This is a genomic window from Variovorax sp. Soil_C_39, from assembly GCF_057656815.1.
In genome coordinates, this window is record NZ_JBDGJQ010000001.1 from 221,838 (window position 1) to 240,719 (window position 18,882).

Sequence of the window (18,882 nt, forward strand, 5' to 3'; positions counted from 1 at the left end):
CGCGGGCTTGGTTGGGAGGTTCCGCTTACTCTTCGCGCGGCGTGAAAGGCTGCTCGCCGGCCGGAGCGGCCTGCTGCGGCTGCTCGCTGCGCGGGGGCTGCTGCTCGCCGTTGAAGCGCGGCGCACGCTCGCCACCGCGGTCGCCGCGGTCCGAGCGCTCGCGGCGTTCACCGCCGCGGTCGCCACCTCGGTCACCGCGATCGCCGCGGTCTTCACGCGGCGCACGCTCGCTGTACTCCATGCCGGCCGGACGCTCGGTCAGGGCCTTCATCGACAGCTTCACGCGACCCTTTTCGTCGGTCTCAAGCACCTTGACCTTGACGATCTGGCCTTCGCTCAGGTAGTCGGTCACCTTCTCGACGCGCTCGTGCGCGATCTGGCTGATGTGCAGCAGGCCGTCCTTGCCGGGCAGCAGGTTGATGAGCGCGCCGAAGTCCAGGATCTTGGTGACCGGGCCTTCGTAGACCTTGCCGATTTCGACTTCGGCGGTGATCTGCTCGATGCGCTTCTTGGCGAACTCGGCCTTTTCCGGATCGGTCGACGCAATGGTGATGGTGCCGTCTTCGTCGATGTTGATCGTGGTGCCGGTTTCTTCCTGCAGGCCGCGGATGACCGCGCCGCCCTTGCCGATCACGTCGCGGATCTTCTCGGGATTGATCTTCAGCGTGGTCAGGCGCGGTGCGAACTGCGAGACCTCGGTCTTCGCTTCGCCCATGGCTTCCTGCATTTTGCCGAGGATATGCATGCGCGCTTCCTTGGCCTGGGCCAGTGCGACCTGCATGATTTCCTTGGTGATGCCCTGGATCTTGATGTCCATCTGCAGCGCGGTGATGCCGTTGGTCGTGCCGGCCACCTTGAAGTCCATGTCGCCCAGGTGATCTTCATCGCCCAGGATGTCGGTCAGCACTGCGAAACGGTTGTCTTCCTTGATGAGGCCCATGGCGATGCCGGCCACATGGGCCTTCATCGGCACGCCGGCGTCCATCATCGAGAGGCAGCCGCCGCACACCGAGGCCATCGACGACGAGCCGTTCGATTCGGTGATCTCCGACACCACGCGGATGGTGTACGGGAATTCTTCCTTCGTCGGCAGCACGGCGACGAGCGCGCGCTTGGCGAGGCGGCCGTGGCCAATTTCGCGGCGCTTGGTCGAGCCCATGCGGCCCACTTCGCCGGTGGCGAACGGAGGCATGTTGTAGTGGAACAGGAAGCGGTCTTCGTACTCGCCGGCCAGCGCGTCGATGCGCTGCGCATCGCGCTCGGTGCCGAGCGTGGTCACGACCAGGCCCTGCGTCTCGCCGCGCGTGAACAGCGCCGAACCGTGGGTGCGGGGCAGCACCGAATTGCGGATCTCGATGGGGCGCACGGTGCGCGTGTCGCGGCCGTCGATGCGCGGCTCGCCCGAGAGGATCTGGCTGCGAACGATCCTGGCTTCGATCGAGAACAGCAGGTCGTTGACCTTGCCGGCATCGAAGGGCTCGCCGCTTTCCTTCAGCGCGCTCATCACGCTGGCGTTGGCTTCGCGCAGGGCCTGCGTGCGGGCCTGCTTGCTGCGGATCTGGTAGACCGCGCGCAGCTTCTCTTCGGCCAGGCCCTTGACCTTGGCGACGAAGGCTTCGTCTTCGGCGGGCGGCTGCCAGTCCCACACCGGCTTGCCGGCGTCGCGCACGAGTTCATGGATCGCATTGATCGCAACGCGCGCCTGTTCGTGGCCGTACACCACGCCGCCCAGCATGATCTCTTCGCTGAGCTGCAGCGCTTCGGACTCGACCATCAGCACGGCGGCTTCGGTGCCGGCCACGATGAGGTCCATCTGCGAATCCTTGCGGGCCGTCTGGCCCGGGTTCAGCACGTACTGGCCATTGACGTAGCCCACGCGCGCAGCACCGATCGGGCCGCTGAACGGAATGCCGGAAATCGACAGTGCGGCGCTCACGCCGATCATGGCGGCGATGTCGGCGTCGACTTCGGGGTTGAGCGACAGCGTGTGGATGACCACGTGCACTTCGTTCAGGAAGCCTTCGGGGAACAGCGGGCGGATCGGACGGTCGATCAGGCGGCTGGTCAGCGTCTCGTGCTCGCTGGGCTTGGCTTCGCGCTTGAAGAAGCTGCCGGGAATCTTGCCCGCGGCATAGGTCTTCTCGATGTAGTCGACGGTCAGCGGGAAGAAGTCCTGGCCGGGCTTGGCCGACTTGGAGGCGACCACGGTCGCAAGGATCACGGTGCCGTCGATGTCGACCACCACAGCGCCACTGGCCTGGCGGGCGATCTCGCCCGTTTCCATGACGACGGTCTTGTCGCCCCATTGGAAGGACTTGGTGACTTTGTTGAAGAGGCTCATGTTTGCTCCTATTTTGATAGCGGCCGACCTGCAGAGGCTGCAGGTTCCGCGGGGGAGGAGGCTTCTCAGAACACGATGCCATTCCAGCGAAGCTCGAGGGGGAGAACTTCAGTGGAATGACACAGCTTCGCTCTGTTTAGGCACTCCGAATGTGGATCGCGAAGTAAAAAACGCCTGAGCTAGCGGACTAACCCAGGCGTTTCTTCATGCGATTCGGTTTACTTGCGCAGACCCAGCTTGGCGATCAGCGCGGTGTAACGGTCGGCGTCCTTGGACTTGAGGTAGTCCAGGAGCTTGCGGCGGCGGCTCACCATGCGCAGCAGGCCGCGACGACCGTGGTGGTCCTTGGCATGCGTCTTGAAGTGGGGGGTGAGCTCGTTGATGCGGGCGGTCAGCAGTGCGACCTGGACTTCGGGGCTGCCGGTGTCGTTGGCGTCGCGGGCGTTGTCCTTGACGACTTCGGCCTTGATGGAGGCTGCGATCATTTGAAATTCCTTGCGTGTTCCGGGATGTTTGACTTGCGGTGAGCGCTGGAACTGCCCTCACCGTGCGCCTTGCGGCATGCAAAGCTCTGGGATTATAGACCGAGCGCCTTGCGAGGCCTTTCAAGCCTTTTCGCGCGCCGGCCATCGAGCGAGGCGAGCGCTACTGCGCCCAGCACGCAGACCGCGCCACCGACCTGCGCCAGACTGATACTTTCGCCCAGCCAGGCCGCGGCGAGTATCAGCGCCGACACCGGCAGGATCGCCGTGAACAGCGCCGCCTCGGCGCCGGTGAGCCGCGACGCCCCCGCAAACCACAGCACGAAGCCGAGCACCGTCGGCACCAGCGCATAGTAGGCCACGCCGCCCAGCGCGGCCGGCGGCAGCGGCGCGGTCCAGGCCCGCTCGAACAGCGCCGGGACCAGCGCCAGGGCCAGCCCGAAAGCCGTCATCAGCGTCGACAGCGCCAACGGCCGCACGGGTACGCGCAGGCGCTTGTTGAGCAAGATGAACGCCGCCTCGCACCCCACGGCCCCCAGCACGAGCAGATTGCCTGCCAGGACGGCAGGGGATTTTGAGTCCCCCGCCCCGCCACCCCCCGCCCAGCTGATCGCGAGCACACCCGCCGTTGCCAGCGCGATGCTGCCGACCAGGTACCGCCCGGGCCGCTCGCGCAACGCCACCACGGCCACGAGCGCAGCCACGGCCGGCAGCGTGCCGGCCACGACGCCCGCGCTCGCGGCCGGTGCCAGCCGCACGCCCATGATCAGCAGCACTGTGTAGCCGACGCTGCCCAGGCCGGCCTGGCACAGCAGCAAGTACAAGTCGCGCCGGCCAGGCCGGGGCCACGGCGTGCGCGTGAGCCGCATCAGCAGCACGAACACCGGCAGCGCCAGCGCGAAGCGCAAGGCCGTGGCCGTGAACGGCGGCAGGTCGTGTGCGATCACCTTGCTTGCGACCACCGTGCTGCCGACCGTGACCATGGCCAGCGCGCACAGCCACATTCCCTTGCTTCGTTCCGACATCGTCGCGCCTTTCGCTGATTCCGTTGAGAAGCAGCGAGCGTCTCCCGCCAGGGGTGCTGCGGTCTTGAACGAAATTGCAGCGGCCCGGCCTGCGTTCAGCGTGCGCCGGCGAAGGCCCCCGGCGTGAAGCCCAGGAAACGCACGAAGGCGCGCGTCATGTGGCTCTGGTCGGCAAAGCCCGCGCCAGCCGCGGCTTCGGCCAGCGACTGCCCCTGCGCGATGAGACGGCGGGCGCGCGACAACCGGCATTGCTGGAGCCAGGCGTGCGGCGGCAGGCCGAAGGCGGCAGCAAAGCCGCGCAGCAGCTGGAAGCGGCTCAGGCCCGCCTCGGCCGCGAGCTCGGCGAGCGTGGGCGCATGGGCGCAGTCATCGGCGATGCGTGCGCGCGCGCGCTCCAGCGATGCCAAAGCCTCGCGCGGCGCGGGCTCCGGCGCCAACATGCCGGGGGCACGGCTCAGCAGCTGCAGCACGCCCTGCTCCAGCGCCAGCGCCTCATCGCCGCGCGCGACGGCGGCGAACAACCGGTCCACACCCGAACGCAGGGCCGGATCGTTCAGCACGGGCCGGGTGAGTTCGCACCCGGGCGCTGCATCACCGAACAGCGCAGGCGCCAGGTGCAGCATGCGCCAGGCGCGCGTTTCGCCGTGCAGCGCCACGCCATCGTGCACCTCGCCCGGGTTGACCGTGATGACGTCGCCACGCACCGCCTCGACCGCGCCCCGCGCGCTGGCCGAGCGTTGCCCCCCGCGGTCGATCACGCCGATGCCGAACACATCGTGCGTGTGGCGCGGGAAACTGCGCGCCGACTCGGCCGCCACCGCCTGCAGGCCGGGCAATGCCGAGCCGCGCACACGCACCGCATCGATCAGCGCGGCCCTCGACGGCATGCGTCTCGCCTCATCCATCCTGCGCCGCGAGCCACTTGCGCAGCCGCTCCACCCCTTGCACCAGCCGCTGCGGGTCCTTCGACGCGAAGCACCAGCGCAGCCAGCCCTGGGCCTCGGGGGCGAAGGCGTTGCCGGGGGCGAGGCCGAGGCCGGCTTCGACGACGAGGCGCTTGGCGAGCGCGAGGGAGTCGCCGAACCCGTCGAGACGAAAGAAGGCGTACATGCCGCCTTTGGCCGGGGCCACCTGCACGCCGGGCAACCCGGCCAACAGGGGAACGAGGGTGTCGCGGCACAGCTTGAGATGCGCGACGACGCGGGGCGTGATCTCCGCGGTGTGGTCGATCGCCGCAATGGCCGCGCGCTGCGTGAAGACGCTCGCGCAGGAGGTGTTGAACTCGATCAGCTTGCCGATGCCATCGACCAGGGCCGGCGGCAGCACGAGCCAGCCAAGGCGCCAGCCGGTCATGAGGAAGCTCTTCGAGAAGCTGTGCGTCACCACGAGCCGATCGTCGGGCCTCGAGATGTCGAGAAAGCTCGGCGCGCAGCCATTGGGCGTGGGCTCGAAATACAGCCGCTCGTACACCTCGTCCGCCAGGATCCAGGTGCCCGTGGCGCGGCAGTGGTCGAGCACGGCCTGCTGCTCTTCGCGCGTCATGGTCCAGCCCGTCGGGTTGTTGGGCGCATTGACGATCAGCAGCTTCGTCGCTGCAGTGACCGCCCGGCGCAGCGCGGCGAGGTCGAGCGTCCATTCGCCGCCAGAAGGCACCAGCGGCACCGTGCGCACCCGGGCACCGAGGATCGCGGGCTGCGCCGTGAGGTTGGGCCACACGGGCGTGACCGCAACCACCTCGTCGCCGGCATCGACCAGCGCCTGCACCGCGAGCATCAGCGCGCTCACGCCGCCCGAGGTCACGGCGATGCGCGAGGCATCGACCGGCGGGTGCAGCGCGCTGGTGTAGCGCGCGATGGCCGCGCGCAGCTCGGGCAGGCCCAGGTTGTGCGCATAGAAAGTCTCGCCGCGCTGCAGCGAATCGATGGCCGCCTGGCGCACCACCTCGGGCGTGACCTCGTCGCTCTCGCCGAACCAGAACGCGAGCACGTCGTCACGGCCGAGTCCGGCATTGGCCACCTCACGGATCTTGGAGGCTTCGAGGTTCTGGATGGCTTCGCGCATGTTGTCGGTTCCTAGGAAGGCCTTCTCATTTTGCAGGTGGTCGGCAGTTCGGCCCGTTCGGGCGCGATGGTCTTCACCACCCGAAATCCGTAGCCCGAGCCTTCGACGTCGAACTGCACGCCCGGGCGGCCCTGCTTGTCCATCATGCCGACCACCAACTGCTGCTGGAACTGGTGGTCCGCCGCGCGCATCCGGCCGCGTTGTCCGTGCAGGCTCACGTCGGCCTGCTCGAGCGCGCGCGCCACGGCCACGGCGTCCACGCTGCCGGCGCGCTCGAGCGCCTGTGCGAGCGATTCGACGAGCAACTGCATGCGCATGTGCACGTAGTCGTCCGCGGGCCTCGGAAAGCGCGTGCGGAAGGCGCGATAGAAGGCCTCCGATTGCGCGGTCTGCACGTTCGGCAGCCAGTCGGCCACAGCAATCACGCGGCCGATGCCGGCGTCGCCGATGGCGGCAGGCGCGCCGAGCGCATTGCCGTAGAAGGTATAGAAGGTGCCGTTGAAGCCGCCCTCGCGCGCGGCCTTGACGAGCAGCGTGAGGTCGTTGCCCCAGTTGCCGGTGAAGACCGCTTGGGCGCCACTGGCGATGATCTTGCCGGCATACGGTGCGAAGTCCTTCACCTTGCCCATCGGATGGAGCTCCTCGCCGACGATCTCGACATCGGGCCGCTGCACGCCGAGCTGGCGCTTCGACTCGCGCAACACCGCCTGGCCGAAGCTGTAGTCCTGGCCGATGAGGTAGGCCCGCCGCAGCGCCGCATCGTCCTTCACCACTTCCATCAGCGCGGCCACGCGCATGTCGGCATGCGCATCGAAGCGGAAGTGCCAGAAGCTGCAGCGCTCGTTGGTCAGCGCCGGATCGACCGCCGCGTAGTTGAGGAAGATCACGCGCCGCGTGGGGTCGCGCTCGTTGTTCTTCTCGATCGCGTCGACGAGCGCCGCGGCGGTCGCCGACGAATTGCCCTGCAGCACGATGCGCGCACCGTCGTCGATAGCCGCGCGCAGTGCCGAGAGCGCCTCCTCGTTCTGCCCCTTGCTGTCGTAGCGGTCGAGCTGCAGCGGCCGCGCGCCGCCTGCGGCGCCGGGCAGGCGAATGCCGCCGCGCGCGTTCACGCGTTCGACGGCCCACAGCAGGTTGCGGAAGACGGCCTCGCCGGTATTGGCGAACGGTCCGCTCATGCTCTCGATCAGCGCCAGGCGGATGGGTGCGGGCGGCGTCTGCGCCTGCACCGCGAGGGCCGGCGTGCATAGCGCCAGCGCCGCGAATTTCAAGGCCTTGCGGCGCCAAATAAAGCTGGGGTTCATTGTCTTGAAACGGGTGCGGCTGGGCCTAGATGAGGTCTCAAGCGGCACCCGGGATGGAATGGCCGCGCAGTGTAAGGGACACACATTCCTTGTCCCCGTTGTGATCATCATTCAGGAGCCTCAGATGTTTTTCGCCCCCGCCCTCCGCACCGCCCGCTACGCACCGCGCTCGCACGACCGTGCCTTCGAGCGCTTCGTCGCCGACGCCTTCTCGGGCTTGCCCCGCTCGCCGCTGGTCGAGCAGGACGACAAGAGCTGGACGCTCTCGATCGACGTGCCCGGCCTCTCGCGCGAAGACCTCCACATCGGCATAGAAGGTGCCGTGGTCCGCATCGACAGCAAGGCCGACGCCAAGCGCCAGTTCAAGGCTGCCTACGAGCTGCCGCTGGACATCGACGCCGGCGCCAGCGAGGCCACGCTCGAGAACGGCGTGCTCACGCTCAAGCTTGGCAAGCGCGTACCGGTGAGCCAGGTCACGCCGCTGCAGATCAAGTAAGGAGCGGCTGGCGGAATTGCGCGCCGCGTGTCATGCCCTTGACACGCGGCTGCAATGCCCACGGCAGGAAAGTGCGTTAACTATTGTTTTTGACTTTGAACTGGTTCGCTCATCACAATAGAAGCGCTGGGAACGTCACATCATGTGATGTTTTCACATTGTCACTTTCCTCTTCGTGGGCGGCTCGCATGCGCACCGCATTCATGGCGCATTCATGACGGTGCGGATTCGGGTGCCCTTCAAGGCACGCCATGATCACGCACCTCAAGTCAGCCAAAGACAATGAACGGTCCGACACCCTCCTGATCTTCCTGCCCGGGGCCTACCTCAAACCGGACGAGTTCGAACGCGAAGGATTCATCAGCGCGGTGCGCGAGCGCCATCTGGCCGCGGACGCCCTGCTCGTGGATGCCGACGTCTCCTACTACTACGACCAGACCCTCAGCGAGCGGCTGCATGCCGACGTCATCGCGCCGCAGCGGGCGCTGGGCTACAAGGCGATCTGGCTCGTGGGCATCTCGATCGGCGGCTTCGGTGCGCTGATCCATGAACTCTCCAAGCCCGGTTCGGTCGACGGCATCGTCGCGTTGGCGCCCTACCTCGGCCGGCGTGTGCTCGGTGCCGAGATTCTCAAGGCCGGTGGCCTGCGCACCTGGCAGGCCCCCGTCGGTCCGCTGCCTGACGAAGAACCCGACCGCAAGCTCTGGCCCTGGTTCCAGCAGTACCTCGATGCGCAGAAGTCGCGCAACCTGCCGCAGCTCTACCTGGGTTTCGGCCTCAGCGACCGCTTCGCGAGCAACCACAAGCTGCTCGCCGACGCCCTGCCCGCAGGCCGCGTCTTCACAACCGAAGGCGGCCACGACTGGCCGCAGTGGCGCCAGCTCTGGCGCAACGTGCTCGATGTGCTGCCGCTGCCCTCGCTCGGCCGCGCGCGCTCGGCCCCTATGCCGGCACTTGCGCAGCTGCAGCCGGCGGCGACAGCGAAGCCATGGGCCATCGCGGCTTGACGTCGAAGGCATAGCGCGTGCTGGCCTGTGCCAGCCCCGACTGCAGCCGCATCGCGGCGGCCATTGCAATCATCGCGCCGTTGTCGGTGCACAGGTGCAGTTCGGGATAGTGCACGCGCACGCCGCGCTTCGCACAGGCGGCATCGAGCTGCTCGCGCAGGCTGCGATTGGCGCCCACGCCGCCCGCCACCACCAGCCGCTGGAGCCCCGTGCGCTCGAGCGCAGCGAGCGATTTCTTCAGCAGCACTTCGACGATCGCGGCCTGCGTCGAAGCGGCCAAATCGGCCTTGTTCGCCTCCAGGCCGTCGCCGAGCTTTCGGGCCTGCGTGAGCACCGCGGTCTTGAGGCCCGCGAACGAGAAATCGAGGTCGCCGCTGTGCAGCAGCGGGCGCGGCAGCTTGAACGCGGTGGCATTGCCTGATTCCGCGAGCTTGGCGAGCCAGGGCCCGCCCGGGTACGGCAGGCCCATGAGCTTGGCGCTCTTGTCGAAAGCCTCGCCGGCCGCGTCGTCGATGGTTTCGCCAAGCAGTTCGTAGCGGCCCACGCCGTCCACGCGCATCAGCTGCGTGTGGCCGCCCGAAACCAGCAGCGCGACGAACGGGAACTCGGGTGGATCGGCGCTCAGGAACGGCGACAGCAGATGACCTTCAAGGTGATGCACGCCGAGCACCGGCTTGCCGAGCGCCGCGCCCAGCGCACAGGCGACGCCGGCACCGACGAGCAAGGCGCCCGCGAGCCCGGGCCCGCGCGTGTAGGCCACCACGTCGAGCTCGGCGAGCGTGCGCCCCGCTTCCTTCATGACCGCTTCGGTCAGCGGCAGCACGCGGCGGATGTGGTCGCGGCTCGCCAGTTCGGGCACCACCCCACCGTAGGCCTGGTGCATGGCGATCTGGCTGTGCAGCGCATGCGCCTTCAACTGCGGCAGCGCGTGGCCGTCCGCCTCGACCAGCGCCACGCCGGTCTCGTCGCAAGAGGATTCGATTCCCAACAAGAGCATGGGGGGAGTTTAGGCGCCGGGCCAATCACGGGGTGGAAGCGGGGACGTCCGCGCCGTTCGGCGGCACAGATGTTGCAGCAGGTGCTGAAGATGAAATCCAGCCTCAGCTTCCTCATCGCCGCGAGAAAGTGCGAAATCGACGAGCTGGACCAGCTCGCGCGCACCAGCGAACTGGTCGGGCTGATCGCACGGCTGGTCCATGCGCTGCAGCGCGAGCGCGGCCTGTCGAACGTGTTCCTCGCCGCGCGCGGGGAGCGCTTCGCCACCGAGCGCGGCGCGCAGAGCGCCGAATGCCTCGCGCTCGAGCAGGTGGTGCGCGCCGGATTCGACCAGCTCGAGAACGAGGCCCGCCCCGGCGCCACGGCGGGCAACAGCGCGCGCCTCTTCAGCCGGATCGCCTGGGTGCTGCCGGGCCTCGACGGATTGGCCGAACTGCGCCGCCGTGTCGGCGCCCTCGAGCTCACCCCCGCGCAGGCCACCGCGGCCTTCGCGAAGCTCGTCGCCGGGCTGCTGGCCGTGGTGTTCGAGGCGGCCGATGGCGCCACCGATCCCGAGATCTCGCGCCTGCTGGTCGCGATGTTCAATTTCATGCAGGGCAAGGAATTCGCCGGCCAGGAGCGTGCCTTCGGCGCCGCCACGCTGGCGGTGGGCCGCAGCGGCGAGCCGCAGCAGCGCCAGCAATGGGTGCACCTGATCGCGCTGCAGGAGCGCTGCTTCCAGGTCTTCACCGAATTCTCGCGCGGCGAAGTGCTCGCGCTGTGGCACCGCAGCGAGGCCGATGCGGCCATGGCCGAGATCGAGCGCCTGCGCCGCGCGAGCCTGAGCGCCCAGGCGTCCCCTGCCGCCGCTCCCGACGCGCGGCTGAGCCAGGCCTGGTTCGACTGCTGCTCGCGCCGCATCGATGCGATGAAAGCGGTGGAAGACCGGCTCGCCGCCGACCTGCGCGCGCTCTGCGCCCAGAAGATCGCGCAGGCGCGCAGTGAGTTGCAGGCCTGCGAGGCGGTGCTCGGCAGCCTCGCGCCGCAAGCCGAGGGCGCGGCTTTCTTCGACGACGCCGACACCCGAACCACCGAGCCCGCGCCCTATGGCCGGCAACTCGAGCGTTCGGTGCTCGACATGGTGCAGGAGCAGTCGCTGCGGCTGCAGGCCATGGGCGACGAACTCGAAACCGTGCGGGCCTCGCTCAACGAGCGCAAGCTCGTCGAACGCGCCAAGGGCCTGCTGATGGCCCACCGCCGCATGAGCGAGAACGAGGCCCACAAGATGCTGCTGCAGACCGCGATGAACCAGAAGCGGCGCCTGGTCGACGTGGCCGAGTCGATGCTCGCGATGGCCGACTACCTGTCCGACGCGACGCCCCGGCGCCGATGACCGGCGCGCCGCGGCGCGCGCATGCACAACATCTGTGCAGAAAAGCTGGCACACGGCTTGCAAGACCAGCCCATGGACCTTCAGGTCCGAGGCGGGCGCACCCAATGGCGGGAGCGGCTGCCGTCACCGGACAAAGGCGTCCCCACCCCGAAAGGGCTCGTTCTCGAGCGGCCCTTGCGTGGTGCGGACGCCTTTTTCGTTTTTGTTCCGTCTTCCATCGACTGCCTGTTCTTCAACCGGAGCCCGCCCCATGACCGACCTGCTGAAAACCCGTCTCAGCCGCCGCCGCGTACTGCAAGCCGCCGCCCTCGGCGCCGTGGGCATCGACCCCGCGCTGCGCGCCGCCGTCTGGGCCCAGGGCTCCGACAAGCCCGAGAAGGAAGAAGTGAAGATCGGCTTCATTCCGCTGACCGACTGCGCCAGCGTGGTGATGGCCTCGGTGCTCGGCTTCGACAAGAAATACGGCGTGAAGATCGTGCCGAGCAAGGAAGCCAGCTGGGCCGGCGTGCGCGACAAGCTGGTGAACGGCGAACTCGACATGGCCCATGTGCTCTACGGGCTGGTGTACGGCGTGCACGTGGGCGTCGGCGGCCCCAAGAAGGACATGGCCGTGCTCATGGGGCTGAATCGCAATGGCCAGGCCATCACGCTGTCGAAGGCGCTGGCCGACAAGGGCGTGGTCGACGGCCCTTCGCTCGCCAAAGTCATGGCGAAGGAAAAGCGCGAGTACACCTTTGCCGGCACCTTTCCCACCAGCACGCACACGATGTGGCTGAACTACTGGCTGGCCTCGGCAGGCATCAGCCCCGTGGCCGACGCCAAGGTGATCGTGGTGCCGCCGCCGCAGATGGTGGCGAACATGCGCGTGGGCAATATGGACGGCTTCTGCGTGGGCGAGCCCTGGAACCAGCGCGCCATCATCGACAAGATCGGCGTCACGGCCATCACCACGCAGGACATCTGGAAGGATCATCCAGAGAAGGTGCTCGGCACGCGCGCCGAGTTCGTCAAGACCAGCCCGAACACCTGCCGCGCCGTGATGATGGCCGTCATGGAGGCCGGCAAATGGATCGACGCCAACCTTCAGAACAAGGCCCGGATGGCCGACACCGTGGCGCAGAAGAGCTATATCAACACCAGTGCCGATGCGATCAACCAGCGCATCCTCGGGCGCTACGACAACGGCATGGGCAAGACCTGGGACGATCCCAACCACATGAAGTTCTTCGACGACGGCGCGGTGAACTTCCCCTACCTCTCCGACGGCATGTGGTTCCTCACGCAGCACAAGCGCTGGGGCTTGCTGAAGGAGCATCCCGACTACCTCGCCGTGGCGAAGCAGATCAACCAGATCGACATGTACAAGGACGTTGCCGGCGCGATGAAGGTCAGCCTGCCGAAGGACCCGATGCGCAGCAGCAAGCTGCTCGACGGCGTGGTCTGGGACGGCAAGGACCCGAAGAAGTACGCCGATTCCTTCAAGCTGCACGCCTGAGGAGCACGCACCATGGTCAGCGCCGTCTTTCATTCGCCCCTGCCCCGCGCAGAGGCTGCCCCGCACCCTCACCCCCACGCTGCTCTTCCCAAAAAGGAGAAGAAAGAGAACAAGCCCCGCACACCCCTCGACCTGCGCGCGTTCTGGCTGCGCGTGCTGCCGCCGCTGGCGGGCTTCGGCCTGCTGGTGCTGATCTGGGAACTGGTCGCGATGAGCAGCACCACCGGTTTCCCCTCGCCGCTCGCTACCTGGCAGCAGGCGCTCACGGTGTTCAGCGATCCGTTCTACAGCAACGGGCCGAACGACCAGGGCGTGGGCTGGAACGTGCTCTCGTCGCTGCAGCGCGTGGCGCTGGGCTTCGGGCTCGCGGCCGCCGTCGGCATTCCCGCGGGCTTCGCGATCGGCCGCTTCGAGTTTCTCTCGCGCATGTTCAACCCGTTGATCAGCTTGCTGCGTCCGGTGTCGCCGCTGGCCTGGCTGCCGATCGGACTGCTGGTGTTCAAGGGCGCCAACCCGGCCGCGATCTGGACCATCTTCATCTGCTCGATCTGGCCGATGATCATCAACACCGCGGTCGGCGTGCAGCGCGTGCCCAGCGACTACATGAACGTGGCGCGCGTGCTGAACCTTTCGGAGTGGAAGATCTTCACGCGGATCCTGTTCCCCGCCGTGCTCCCCTACATGCTCACGGGGGTGCGCCTCGCGGTGGGCACCGCCTGGCTCGTGATCGTCGCGGCCGAGATGCTGACCGGCGGCGTCGGCATCGGCTTCTGGGTGTGGGACGAGTGGAACAACCTCAACGTCGCCAACATCATCATCGCGATCTTCGTGATCGGCATCGTGGGCCTGGTGCTGGAGTTCACGCTGATCAAGCTCGCCACCGCATTCACGTTCGAAGAGGTGAAGTCATGAATGAAACGAAGTACATCGAGGTCCACGACGTCGAGCAGGCGTTCAAGACGCCGAAGGGCCGCTTCGTCGCGCTGCAGAGTGTGAACCTGAACGTGGCCAAGGGCGAATTCGTCACCCTGATCGGCCACTCGGGCTGCGGCAAGTCGACGCTCCTGAACCTCATTGCCGGGCTGACCACGCCCACGCAGGGCGTGCTGCTGTGCGCCGACAAGGAGATCAGCGGTCCCGGGCCGGAGCGCGCGGTGGTGTTCCAGAACCATTCGCTGCTGCCCTGGCTCACCTGCTTCGAGAACGTGTACCTCGCGGTCGAGCGCGTCTTCGCCGCCACCGAGACCAAGGCGCAGCTGCGCGCGCGCACCGATGCGGCGCTCGCCATGGTGGGGCTCGCGGCCGCCGCGCAGAAGCGCCCCGGCGAGATCTCGGGCGGCATGAAGCAGCGCGTGGGCATCGCACGCGCACTCTCGATGGAGCCCAAGGTGCTGCTGATGGACGAGCCCTTCGGCGCGCTCGACGCGCTCACGCGCGCCAGGCTGCAGGACGAGCTGCTCGCGATCGTGCAGAAGACCCGGAGCACGGTCGTCATGGTCACACACGACGTCGATGAGGCGGTGCTGCTGAGCGATCGCATCGTGATGCTCACCAACGGCCCGGCCGCGACCATCGGCGAAGTGCTGAAGGTCGGCATCGCCCGTCCGCGCAGCCGCGTCGAACTGGCCGAAGACCCGGCCTACGTGCAGGCGCGCAAGGCGGTCATCGACTTTCTGTACACGCGCCAGGCGCATGTGGAGAAGGCGGTGGCCTGAAGGCGACCGCACGCCTTCGCGCCAGGCGCCCTCAGGACATGATGACCTGCAGGCTGTGCTCGTACGACGCGGTCAGGCGCTCGAAGGTATCGACCAGCGCTTCGCTGGCACGCACCAGCGTGGCGCGTCCCTCGGGGCTGTCGATCGTGCGCACGCCGCCCACTAGCCGCAGCCACTCGTCGCGTGCGCTCGCGAGCGCGGTGCGGATCTCGGCGGTGCTGAGCGGCGCGCGCTCCAGTTCGACGAGCGCGGCCTCGAACTCGTCCATCGTGGGCGCAAGCCGTGCGTTGGCGCCCGGCTGCCCGAGCACCGACGCCAGCAGCGCGTCCTTCGCCAGGCGCTGCGCCCGCATGCGCTGTCGCCCGCAGATGTTGACGATGCGCAGCGCGCGCCGCGCGCCCGAGGCTTCGAGCGCCTCGGTGAGCGCCTCGGCCGCGGCCAGCAGCATCTCGGCGCGGCCGTCGATCTCGGCCAGCCCCGCCGCCGTCGCGCGCGCGACCAGTGCCGTGGACAGCCCGGTCCAGGCCGCCTGCACCTCCGCCAGCGCCTGCGCGCCCGCACCGGCCAGCTCGAGGGCCGCGAGGTGATCGAGGTTCTGCTGCACCCGTTCGGCCGACTGCGTACGCAGCACGCGCGCGCGCTGCGCCTCGACGCCGCCGACCAGTTGCGCGGCCACGCGCACCAGCCGCTGCGACAGCATCCGCAACTGCCCGGCGCGGTTGATCGCCTCGGCCCACTGCGCCGCTTCGATGACCGAGCGCGACACCTCGCCGAGCCGCAGGTTGGCATGCATCGCGGCGCCGCGCAGCAGGCCGAAGGCCTCGTCCTCGCCGATGCCGCGCGCCGACATCAGCAGGCCCTTGGCCCGGTCGACCCACTTGCGCTCGTCCATGCGGGTGCGCAGGTTTTCCAGCTCGGCGCGCAGGCGCGCTTCGCGCGCGAAGCGCGCCTGCGCGCGGACCAGCAGCCCGGGCAGCAAGGCCGCGTCGAGTGGCGCCCAGGCGTGCATGCCCAGCGCGACCAGCGCCGCATGTGCCTCGCTCGGCAACGCCGCACCGGTCACGCTCACCGCGCAGGGCGGCACGCCGTGCCAGCCCTGCATCGCGTCGGCGAGCGCCTGCACGGCCGCCGCGTCGTCGAGCCAGACCAGCACCTGTTGCGGTGCCAGCGCGGCCACCTGATGCACCAGCATGCGGCAGATGGTGCGCCCGCGCACGGTCGCGCCGGCGTCTTCCAACCCCTGCCGCAGCAGCTCGGGCAAGGGCGCGGATTCATCCCATTCATGGGGGGCGACGAGAAGAACGGAAGTCATGGCGGCGTGTGGGAAGGCACTGGAAGCATAGGCGACGCACGCCCGGAAAGGCGGGCACGGCTCTTGCATCGAACACAGCGCGGTGTAACGAAGCACCGCTTTGGTGAGGCTGCAGGTTCCTGCATCCGTTCCGGTCATGCACAGGCCGGGAAGCACCGCCCCGCCGACAGCACGCGCTGCCGGCCCCCCGCCCCCCAACCCGTCCGCGACGCGGCCTTTGCAGGCCGCGCCCGCGGTTTATTGCATCGTTGAAAGCCATGTCGAGTTTCAAGAGCTTCTTGCAGTCCGGCCACAGCCCCACGCTGTTCGCGGCCTTCCTGTACTTCTCGTTCTCCTGCTGCATCTGGGTGCTCAACGGCGCGATGGCGCCCTTCATCGGCGAGAGCTTCGACCTTTCGCCGGCGCAGAAGGGCCTGATGCTGTCGGTGCCGATCATCGCGGGCGCGCTGATGCGCTTTCCGCTCGGCATCCTGTCGCAGTACATCGGCCGCAAGAACGCGACGCTGGTCGAGATGGGCCTGATCGCGGTGGCGATGCTGTTCGGCTTCTTCTTCGTCGAGAGCTTCAACGACCTGCTGGCGATGGGCGTGCTGCTGGGCATTGCCGGCGCGAGCTTCGGCGTGGCGCTGTCGCTCGGTTCAGGCTGGTTCCCGCCGCAGCACAAGGGCCTGGCGATGGGGCTCGTGGGCGCCGGCAACGTGGGCACCGCGGTGTCGGTGCTGGTGGCACCGCCGCTCGCACAGTGGCTCGGCTGGCAGAGCGTGTATGCGGTTGCCGCCGCGGCGATCCTGCTGCCGATGGTGGTGATGGTGGTGTTCGCCAAGGAACCGCCCGACGTCGACAGCCATGCGAGCTTTCGCGCCCACATCGCCTGCCTGTTCGAGAAAGACGGCTGGGTCTTCAGCCTGATCTACGGCGTGACCTTCGGCGGCTTCATCGGGCTCATCACCTTCCTGCCTTCGTACTACTACGAGCAGTTCGGCGTCAGCAAGGTCGAGGCCGGGCAGCTCACGATGCTGGCGGCCTTCATGGGTGCGGCGGTGCGCATCGTCGGCGGCTGGCTCTCCGATCGCTGGGGCGGCGTCAACACGCTCACGGTGGTGCTGCTTGCGGTGGCCGTGGGGCTGGCGCTGGTGGGTGTCTCGTCGTCGTCGCTCGTGCTCACCACGCTGCTCTTGATCGTGTGCTTCGCGGCCCTGGGCGCGGGCAACGGCGCGCTGTTCCAGCTGGTGCCGCTGCGCTGGCCCGCGAGCACCGCAGTCGCCGGCTCGATGATCGGCGAGATCGGCGCACTCGGCGGCGGGCTCGTGCCCAACGCCATGGGTTTGTCGAAGCAGTACCTCGGCAGCTACGTCTGGGGCTTCGTGTTCTTCGCCGTGCTGTCGCTGGTAATGCTCGGTGTCATGCGCGTGATGCAGATCCGCTGGACCCGCACCTGGGCCGAGAAAGGTGGTCGCGCGCGCACCACGCCGGCGCCAGCCGACGCGGCAGCGTACGCCGTGCCACGCAAGGCGGCCCGGCCATGAACCTCATCCCGGCGTCGGCCTCAGCGTGGCAAGAAGAGAAGCCACAGCACGAGCAGCAGGTTGAACAGCAGCGACACGCCCAGCGCGATCTTCCAGAGCGCGACGGGATCGCGGCGGATCAGCGGCGTGGCAGCGGGCGAGGCGACGGGACGGGACGCGCCGCGCTCGAGCGCCAGCAGCAGTTCCTCGGCGGTCTCGAAGCGCTCGCGCGGATCGCGCGCCACGGCCTTGCGCACCAGATGGTCGAGCCACACCGGCACGTCGGGCCGCAGGCGCGACAGCGCGACTGGGTCGCGCCGGTAGCGGGCCACCTGGTAGGGCTCGATCTCGCCGTAGGGCAGATGCCCGCCGAGCCACTGGTAGAGCGTGACGCCGAGCGCGAACAGGTCGCTGCCGGCATCGGCGTGGGCGCCCTCCCACTGCTCGGGATTGATATAGCTCGGCGTGCCGGCATGCAGTTCGCGCTGGGCCGCGCCTTCGCGGCCGGACAGCGCCACGCCGAGATCGAGAACGCGCCACCGGCCGTCGTCTCCGAGATGCAGGTTGCCGGGCTTGATGTCGCGATGCACCACGCCGTGGCGGTGCAGCCGGCCGAGCGCCTTGGCGATCTCGATGGCGGCCGCGACCACCTCGGCCACGCCACCGCGCACGGTCGACTTCCGAATCTGTTCGAGCGTACGCCCGCCATGCCAGTCGAAGACGAGGTAGAGCGCGCTCGCGTCGCTGCCGCGCGGATGCACGCGCACGAAGCCGTTGCTGCCGACGCGCAACCCGAGCCATGCTTCGTGGGCGAGCATCGCGCGCTCCTGCGGGTCGCTCGCGCGCGAGGGATGCAGCGTCTTGATCGCCACCAGTTCGCGCGTGGCGATGTGGCGCGCCTGGTAGAGCAGGTGGACGCCGGTGTCGGCCACGAGCGCGGTGATGGCATGGCCGTCGAGCACGTCGCCCACCTTCAGGCGCGGCGGCGGCGCGAGCCGGCGGCCGTCGCCGAGCTCGTCGTCGAGCTGCCGCGCATCGAGGCCGACCACGCGGATCACCAGCGCGGTCGCGTTGTCGCGCGTGCCCGCCTCGAGCGCGGCCTGCACCAGCGCCTCGCCCGCCTCGCGGGCGCTGCCGCCGAGGGCCAGCGCGGCAAGCCGCTGCGGCTTGAGCACGCCGTGCACGCCGTCGGAGGTGAGCACGAAGCAGTCGCCGACGCGCACGTCGCCCTGCGTGTAGTCCACGCGCACCTGGTCGTCGAGGCCGATGGCGCGCGTCAGGCGGCTGCGCAGGTCGGGATGCTCGAAGGCATGGTCCTGCGTGAGCGGCAGCGCCGCTTCGCCGTCGCTGCGCACGCGCCATGCGCGCGTGTCGCCCACGTGCGCGAGCGTGTAGCTCTGGCCGTGCAGCACCAGCGCGGTCAGCGTGGTGAGCGCGGTGGCGCCGCCCTGGCGACGCCGGTTGTGGTCGGCCAGCCAGGCGTTCTGCGCGGCGACCAGCCGGTCGAGCGCGGCGGTCGGCTCCCAGGTGGCGGGCGTGGCGAAGTAGTCGGCCAGCAGGCCCATCACCGTGGTCTGCGCCGCCTCCAGGCCGCGGCCGCCGGTGGACACGCCGTCGGCGATGGCGGCGATCAACCCGCGCGATTCGTCCCCCGGCGGTGCATGCACGGCGCCGGCGAAATCCTCGTTCACCTCGCGCGGTCCGCGCTGGCTGGCGTAGCCGATGTCCACTTCGAAGCTCATGGCGCGATTGTCCATGGGCTTTTCCTGCG

16 protein-coding genes are annotated in these 18,882 nt (G+C 68.6%); 7 read left to right on the top strand and 9 right to left on the bottom strand.

The annotated features are described in order from the left end of the window. Nucleotides 1–25 precede the first annotated feature (25 nt). From pnp to AC3A6J_RS01115, 6 genes are all read right to left on the bottom strand, one after another. Nucleotides 26–2,341 carry a polyribonucleotide nucleotidyltransferase gene (gene pnp, locus AC3A6J_RS01090; RefSeq protein ID WP_487858048.1) on the bottom strand — a complete coding sequence of 772 codons (2,316 nt, stop codon included), beginning with the start codon at nt 2,339–2,341 and terminating at the stop codon, nt 26–28. A gap of 218 nt (nt 2,342–2,559) precedes the next feature. Continuing rightward, nucleotides 2,560–2,826 (bottom strand): 30S ribosomal protein S15, encoded by a 267-nt coding sequence (gene rpsO, locus AC3A6J_RS01095; RefSeq protein WP_487858049.1) that lies wholly within the window; start codon nt 2,824–2,826, stop codon nt 2,560–2,562. Nucleotides 2,827–2,918: 92 nt separating this feature from the next. After that, nucleotides 2,919–3,848: a DMT family transporter gene (locus tag AC3A6J_RS01100; RefSeq protein ID WP_487858050.1), complete on the bottom strand. Its 930-nt coding sequence runs from the start codon at nt 3,846–3,848 to the stop codon at nt 2,919–2,921. 95 nt (nt 3,849–3,943) lie between these two features. Beyond that, complete coding sequence (locus AC3A6J_RS01105; RefSeq protein ID WP_487858051.1) at nt 3,944–4,735, bottom strand: AraC family transcriptional regulator; 792 nt, start codon at nt 4,733–4,735, stop codon at nt 3,944–3,946. A gap of 10 nt (nt 4,736–4,745) precedes the next feature. After that, entirely contained in the window at nt 4,746–5,909 is a 1,164-nt protein-coding gene (locus tag AC3A6J_RS01110) for a pyridoxal phosphate-dependent aminotransferase (RefSeq protein WP_487858052.1), read from the bottom strand. 11 nt (nt 5,910–5,920) lie between these two features. Then, nucleotides 5,921–7,213: a branched-chain amino acid ABC transporter substrate-binding protein gene (locus tag AC3A6J_RS01115; protein WP_487858053.1), complete on the bottom strand. Its 1,293-nt coding sequence runs from the start codon at nt 7,211–7,213 to the stop codon at nt 5,921–5,923. A gap of 124 nt (nt 7,214–7,337) precedes the next feature. On the opposite strand from AC3A6J_RS01115, the gene AC3A6J_RS01120 reads away from it, so the two are divergent. Both AC3A6J_RS01120 and AC3A6J_RS01125 read left to right on the top strand, forming a co-directional pair. Next, a complete protein-coding gene (locus AC3A6J_RS01120; RefSeq protein WP_487858054.1) occupies nt 7,338–7,709 on the top strand; it encodes an Hsp20/alpha crystallin family protein in 372 nt (123 codons plus the stop codon). Between the two features lie 251 nt (nt 7,710–7,960). Further along, complete coding sequence (locus AC3A6J_RS01125) at nt 7,961–8,716, top strand: alpha/beta hydrolase-fold protein (RefSeq protein WP_487858055.1); 756 nt, start codon at nt 7,961–7,963, stop codon at nt 8,714–8,716. Here the strand turns inward: AC3A6J_RS01125 and tsaD are convergent. Further along, on the bottom strand, nt 8,652–9,713 hold the full coding sequence (gene tsaD / locus AC3A6J_RS01130; protein ID WP_487858056.1) for a tRNA (adenosine(37)-N6)-threonylcarbamoyltransferase complex transferase subunit TsaD: 1,062 nt from the start codon (nt 9,711–9,713) through the stop codon (nt 8,652–8,654). The genes AC3A6J_RS01125 and tsaD overlap by 65 nt on opposite strands. A gap of 90 nt (nt 9,714–9,803) precedes the next feature. On the opposite strand from tsaD, the gene AC3A6J_RS01135 reads away from it, so the two are divergent. From AC3A6J_RS01135 to AC3A6J_RS01150, 4 genes are all read left to right on the top strand, one after another. Beyond that, complete coding sequence (locus tag AC3A6J_RS01135; RefSeq protein WP_487858057.1) at nt 9,804–11,084, top strand: nitrate- and nitrite sensing domain-containing protein; 1,281 nt, start codon at nt 9,804–9,806, stop codon at nt 11,082–11,084. Between the two features lie 250 nt (nt 11,085–11,334). Further along, the gene (locus AC3A6J_RS01140) at nt 11,335–12,579 is read left to right on the top strand and encodes a CmpA/NrtA family ABC transporter substrate-binding protein (RefSeq protein WP_487858058.1); all 1,245 of its coding nucleotides are present in this window, start codon (nt 11,335–11,337) and stop codon (nt 12,577–12,579) included. Nucleotides 12,580–12,591: 12 nt separating this feature from the next. Next, nucleotides 12,592–13,491: a nitrate ABC transporter permease gene (gene ntrB / locus AC3A6J_RS01145; protein WP_487858059.1), complete on the top strand. Its 900-nt coding sequence runs from the start codon at nt 12,592–12,594 to the stop codon at nt 13,489–13,491. After that, nucleotides 13,488–14,294, top strand: coding sequence for an ABC transporter ATP-binding protein (locus AC3A6J_RS01150; protein ID WP_487858060.1), 807 nt, complete (start codon nt 13,488–13,490; stop codon nt 14,292–14,294). Before ntrB ends, AC3A6J_RS01150 begins: the two co-directional genes overlap by 4 nt. Nucleotides 14,295–14,325: 31 nt before the next feature. Here the strand turns inward: AC3A6J_RS01150 and AC3A6J_RS01155 are convergent, their stop codons facing one another. Beyond that, complete coding sequence (locus AC3A6J_RS01155; RefSeq protein WP_487858061.1) at nt 14,326–15,606, bottom strand: ANTAR domain-containing protein; 1,281 nt, start codon at nt 15,604–15,606, stop codon at nt 14,326–14,328. 257 nt (nt 15,607–15,863) lie between these two features. Between AC3A6J_RS01155 and AC3A6J_RS01160 the strand changes: the two genes are divergently transcribed. Continuing rightward, nucleotides 15,864–17,132 carry an MFS transporter gene (locus AC3A6J_RS01160; RefSeq protein WP_487858062.1) on the top strand — a complete coding sequence of 423 codons (1,269 nt, stop codon included), beginning with the start codon at nt 15,864–15,866 and terminating at the stop codon, nt 17,130–17,132. 20 nt (nt 17,133–17,152) lie between these two features. Here AC3A6J_RS01160 and AC3A6J_RS01165 read toward each other — a convergent pair whose 3' ends face one another. Continuing rightward, nucleotides 17,153–18,853 carry a bifunctional protein-serine/threonine kinase/phosphatase gene (locus AC3A6J_RS01165; RefSeq protein WP_487858616.1) on the bottom strand — a complete coding sequence of 567 codons (1,701 nt, stop codon included), beginning with the start codon at nt 18,851–18,853 and terminating at the stop codon, nt 17,153–17,155. Nucleotides 18,854–18,882: the final 29 nt, after the last annotated feature.

Excerpts from the sequence above, each read along its gene's own strand:
- pnp (WP_487858048.1), bottom strand. The coding sequence starts at position 2,341 with ATGAGCCTCTTCAACAAAGTCACCAAGTCCTTCCAATGGGGCGACAAG.
- rpsO (WP_487858049.1), bottom strand. The coding sequence starts at position 2,826 with ATGATCGCAGCCTCCATCAAGGCCGAAGTCGTCAAGGACAACGCCCGC.
- AC3A6J_RS01100 (WP_487858050.1), bottom strand. The coding sequence starts at position 3,848 with ATGTCGGAACGAAGCAAGGGAATGTGGCTGTGCGCGCTGGCCATGGTC.
- AC3A6J_RS01105 (WP_487858051.1), bottom strand. The coding sequence starts at position 4,735 with ATGCCGTCGAGGGCCGCGCTGATCGATGCGGTGCGTGTGCGCGGCTCG.
- AC3A6J_RS01110 (WP_487858052.1), bottom strand. The coding sequence starts at position 5,909 with ATGCGCGAAGCCATCCAGAACCTCGAAGCCTCCAAGATCCGTGAGGTG.
- AC3A6J_RS01115 (WP_487858053.1), bottom strand. The coding sequence starts at position 7,213 with ATGAACCCCAGCTTTATTTGGCGCCGCAAGGCCTTGAAATTCGCGGCG.
- AC3A6J_RS01120 (WP_487858054.1), top strand. The coding sequence starts at position 7,338 with ATGTTTTTCGCCCCCGCCCTCCGCACCGCCCGCTACGCACCGCGCTCG.
- AC3A6J_RS01125 (WP_487858055.1), top strand. The coding sequence starts at position 7,961 with ATGATCACGCACCTCAAGTCAGCCAAAGACAATGAACGGTCCGACACC.
- tsaD (WP_487858056.1), bottom strand. The coding sequence starts at position 9,713 with ATGCTCTTGTTGGGAATCGAATCCTCTTGCGACGAGACCGGCGTGGCG.
- AC3A6J_RS01135 (WP_487858057.1), top strand. The coding sequence starts at position 9,804 with ATGAAATCCAGCCTCAGCTTCCTCATCGCCGCGAGAAAGTGCGAAATC.
- AC3A6J_RS01140 (WP_487858058.1), top strand. The coding sequence starts at position 11,335 with ATGACCGACCTGCTGAAAACCCGTCTCAGCCGCCGCCGCGTACTGCAA.
- ntrB (WP_487858059.1), top strand. The coding sequence starts at position 12,592 with ATGGTCAGCGCCGTCTTTCATTCGCCCCTGCCCCGCGCAGAGGCTGCC.
- AC3A6J_RS01150 (WP_487858060.1), top strand. The coding sequence starts at position 13,488 with ATGAATGAAACGAAGTACATCGAGGTCCACGACGTCGAGCAGGCGTTC.
- AC3A6J_RS01155 (WP_487858061.1), bottom strand. The coding sequence starts at position 15,606 with ATGACTTCCGTTCTTCTCGTCGCCCCCCATGAATGGGATGAATCCGCG.
- AC3A6J_RS01160 (WP_487858062.1), top strand. The coding sequence starts at position 15,864 with ATGTCGAGTTTCAAGAGCTTCTTGCAGTCCGGCCACAGCCCCACGCTG.
- AC3A6J_RS01165 (WP_487858616.1), bottom strand. The coding sequence starts at position 18,853 with ATGAGCTTCGAAGTGGACATCGGCTACGCCAGCCAGCGCGGACCGCGC.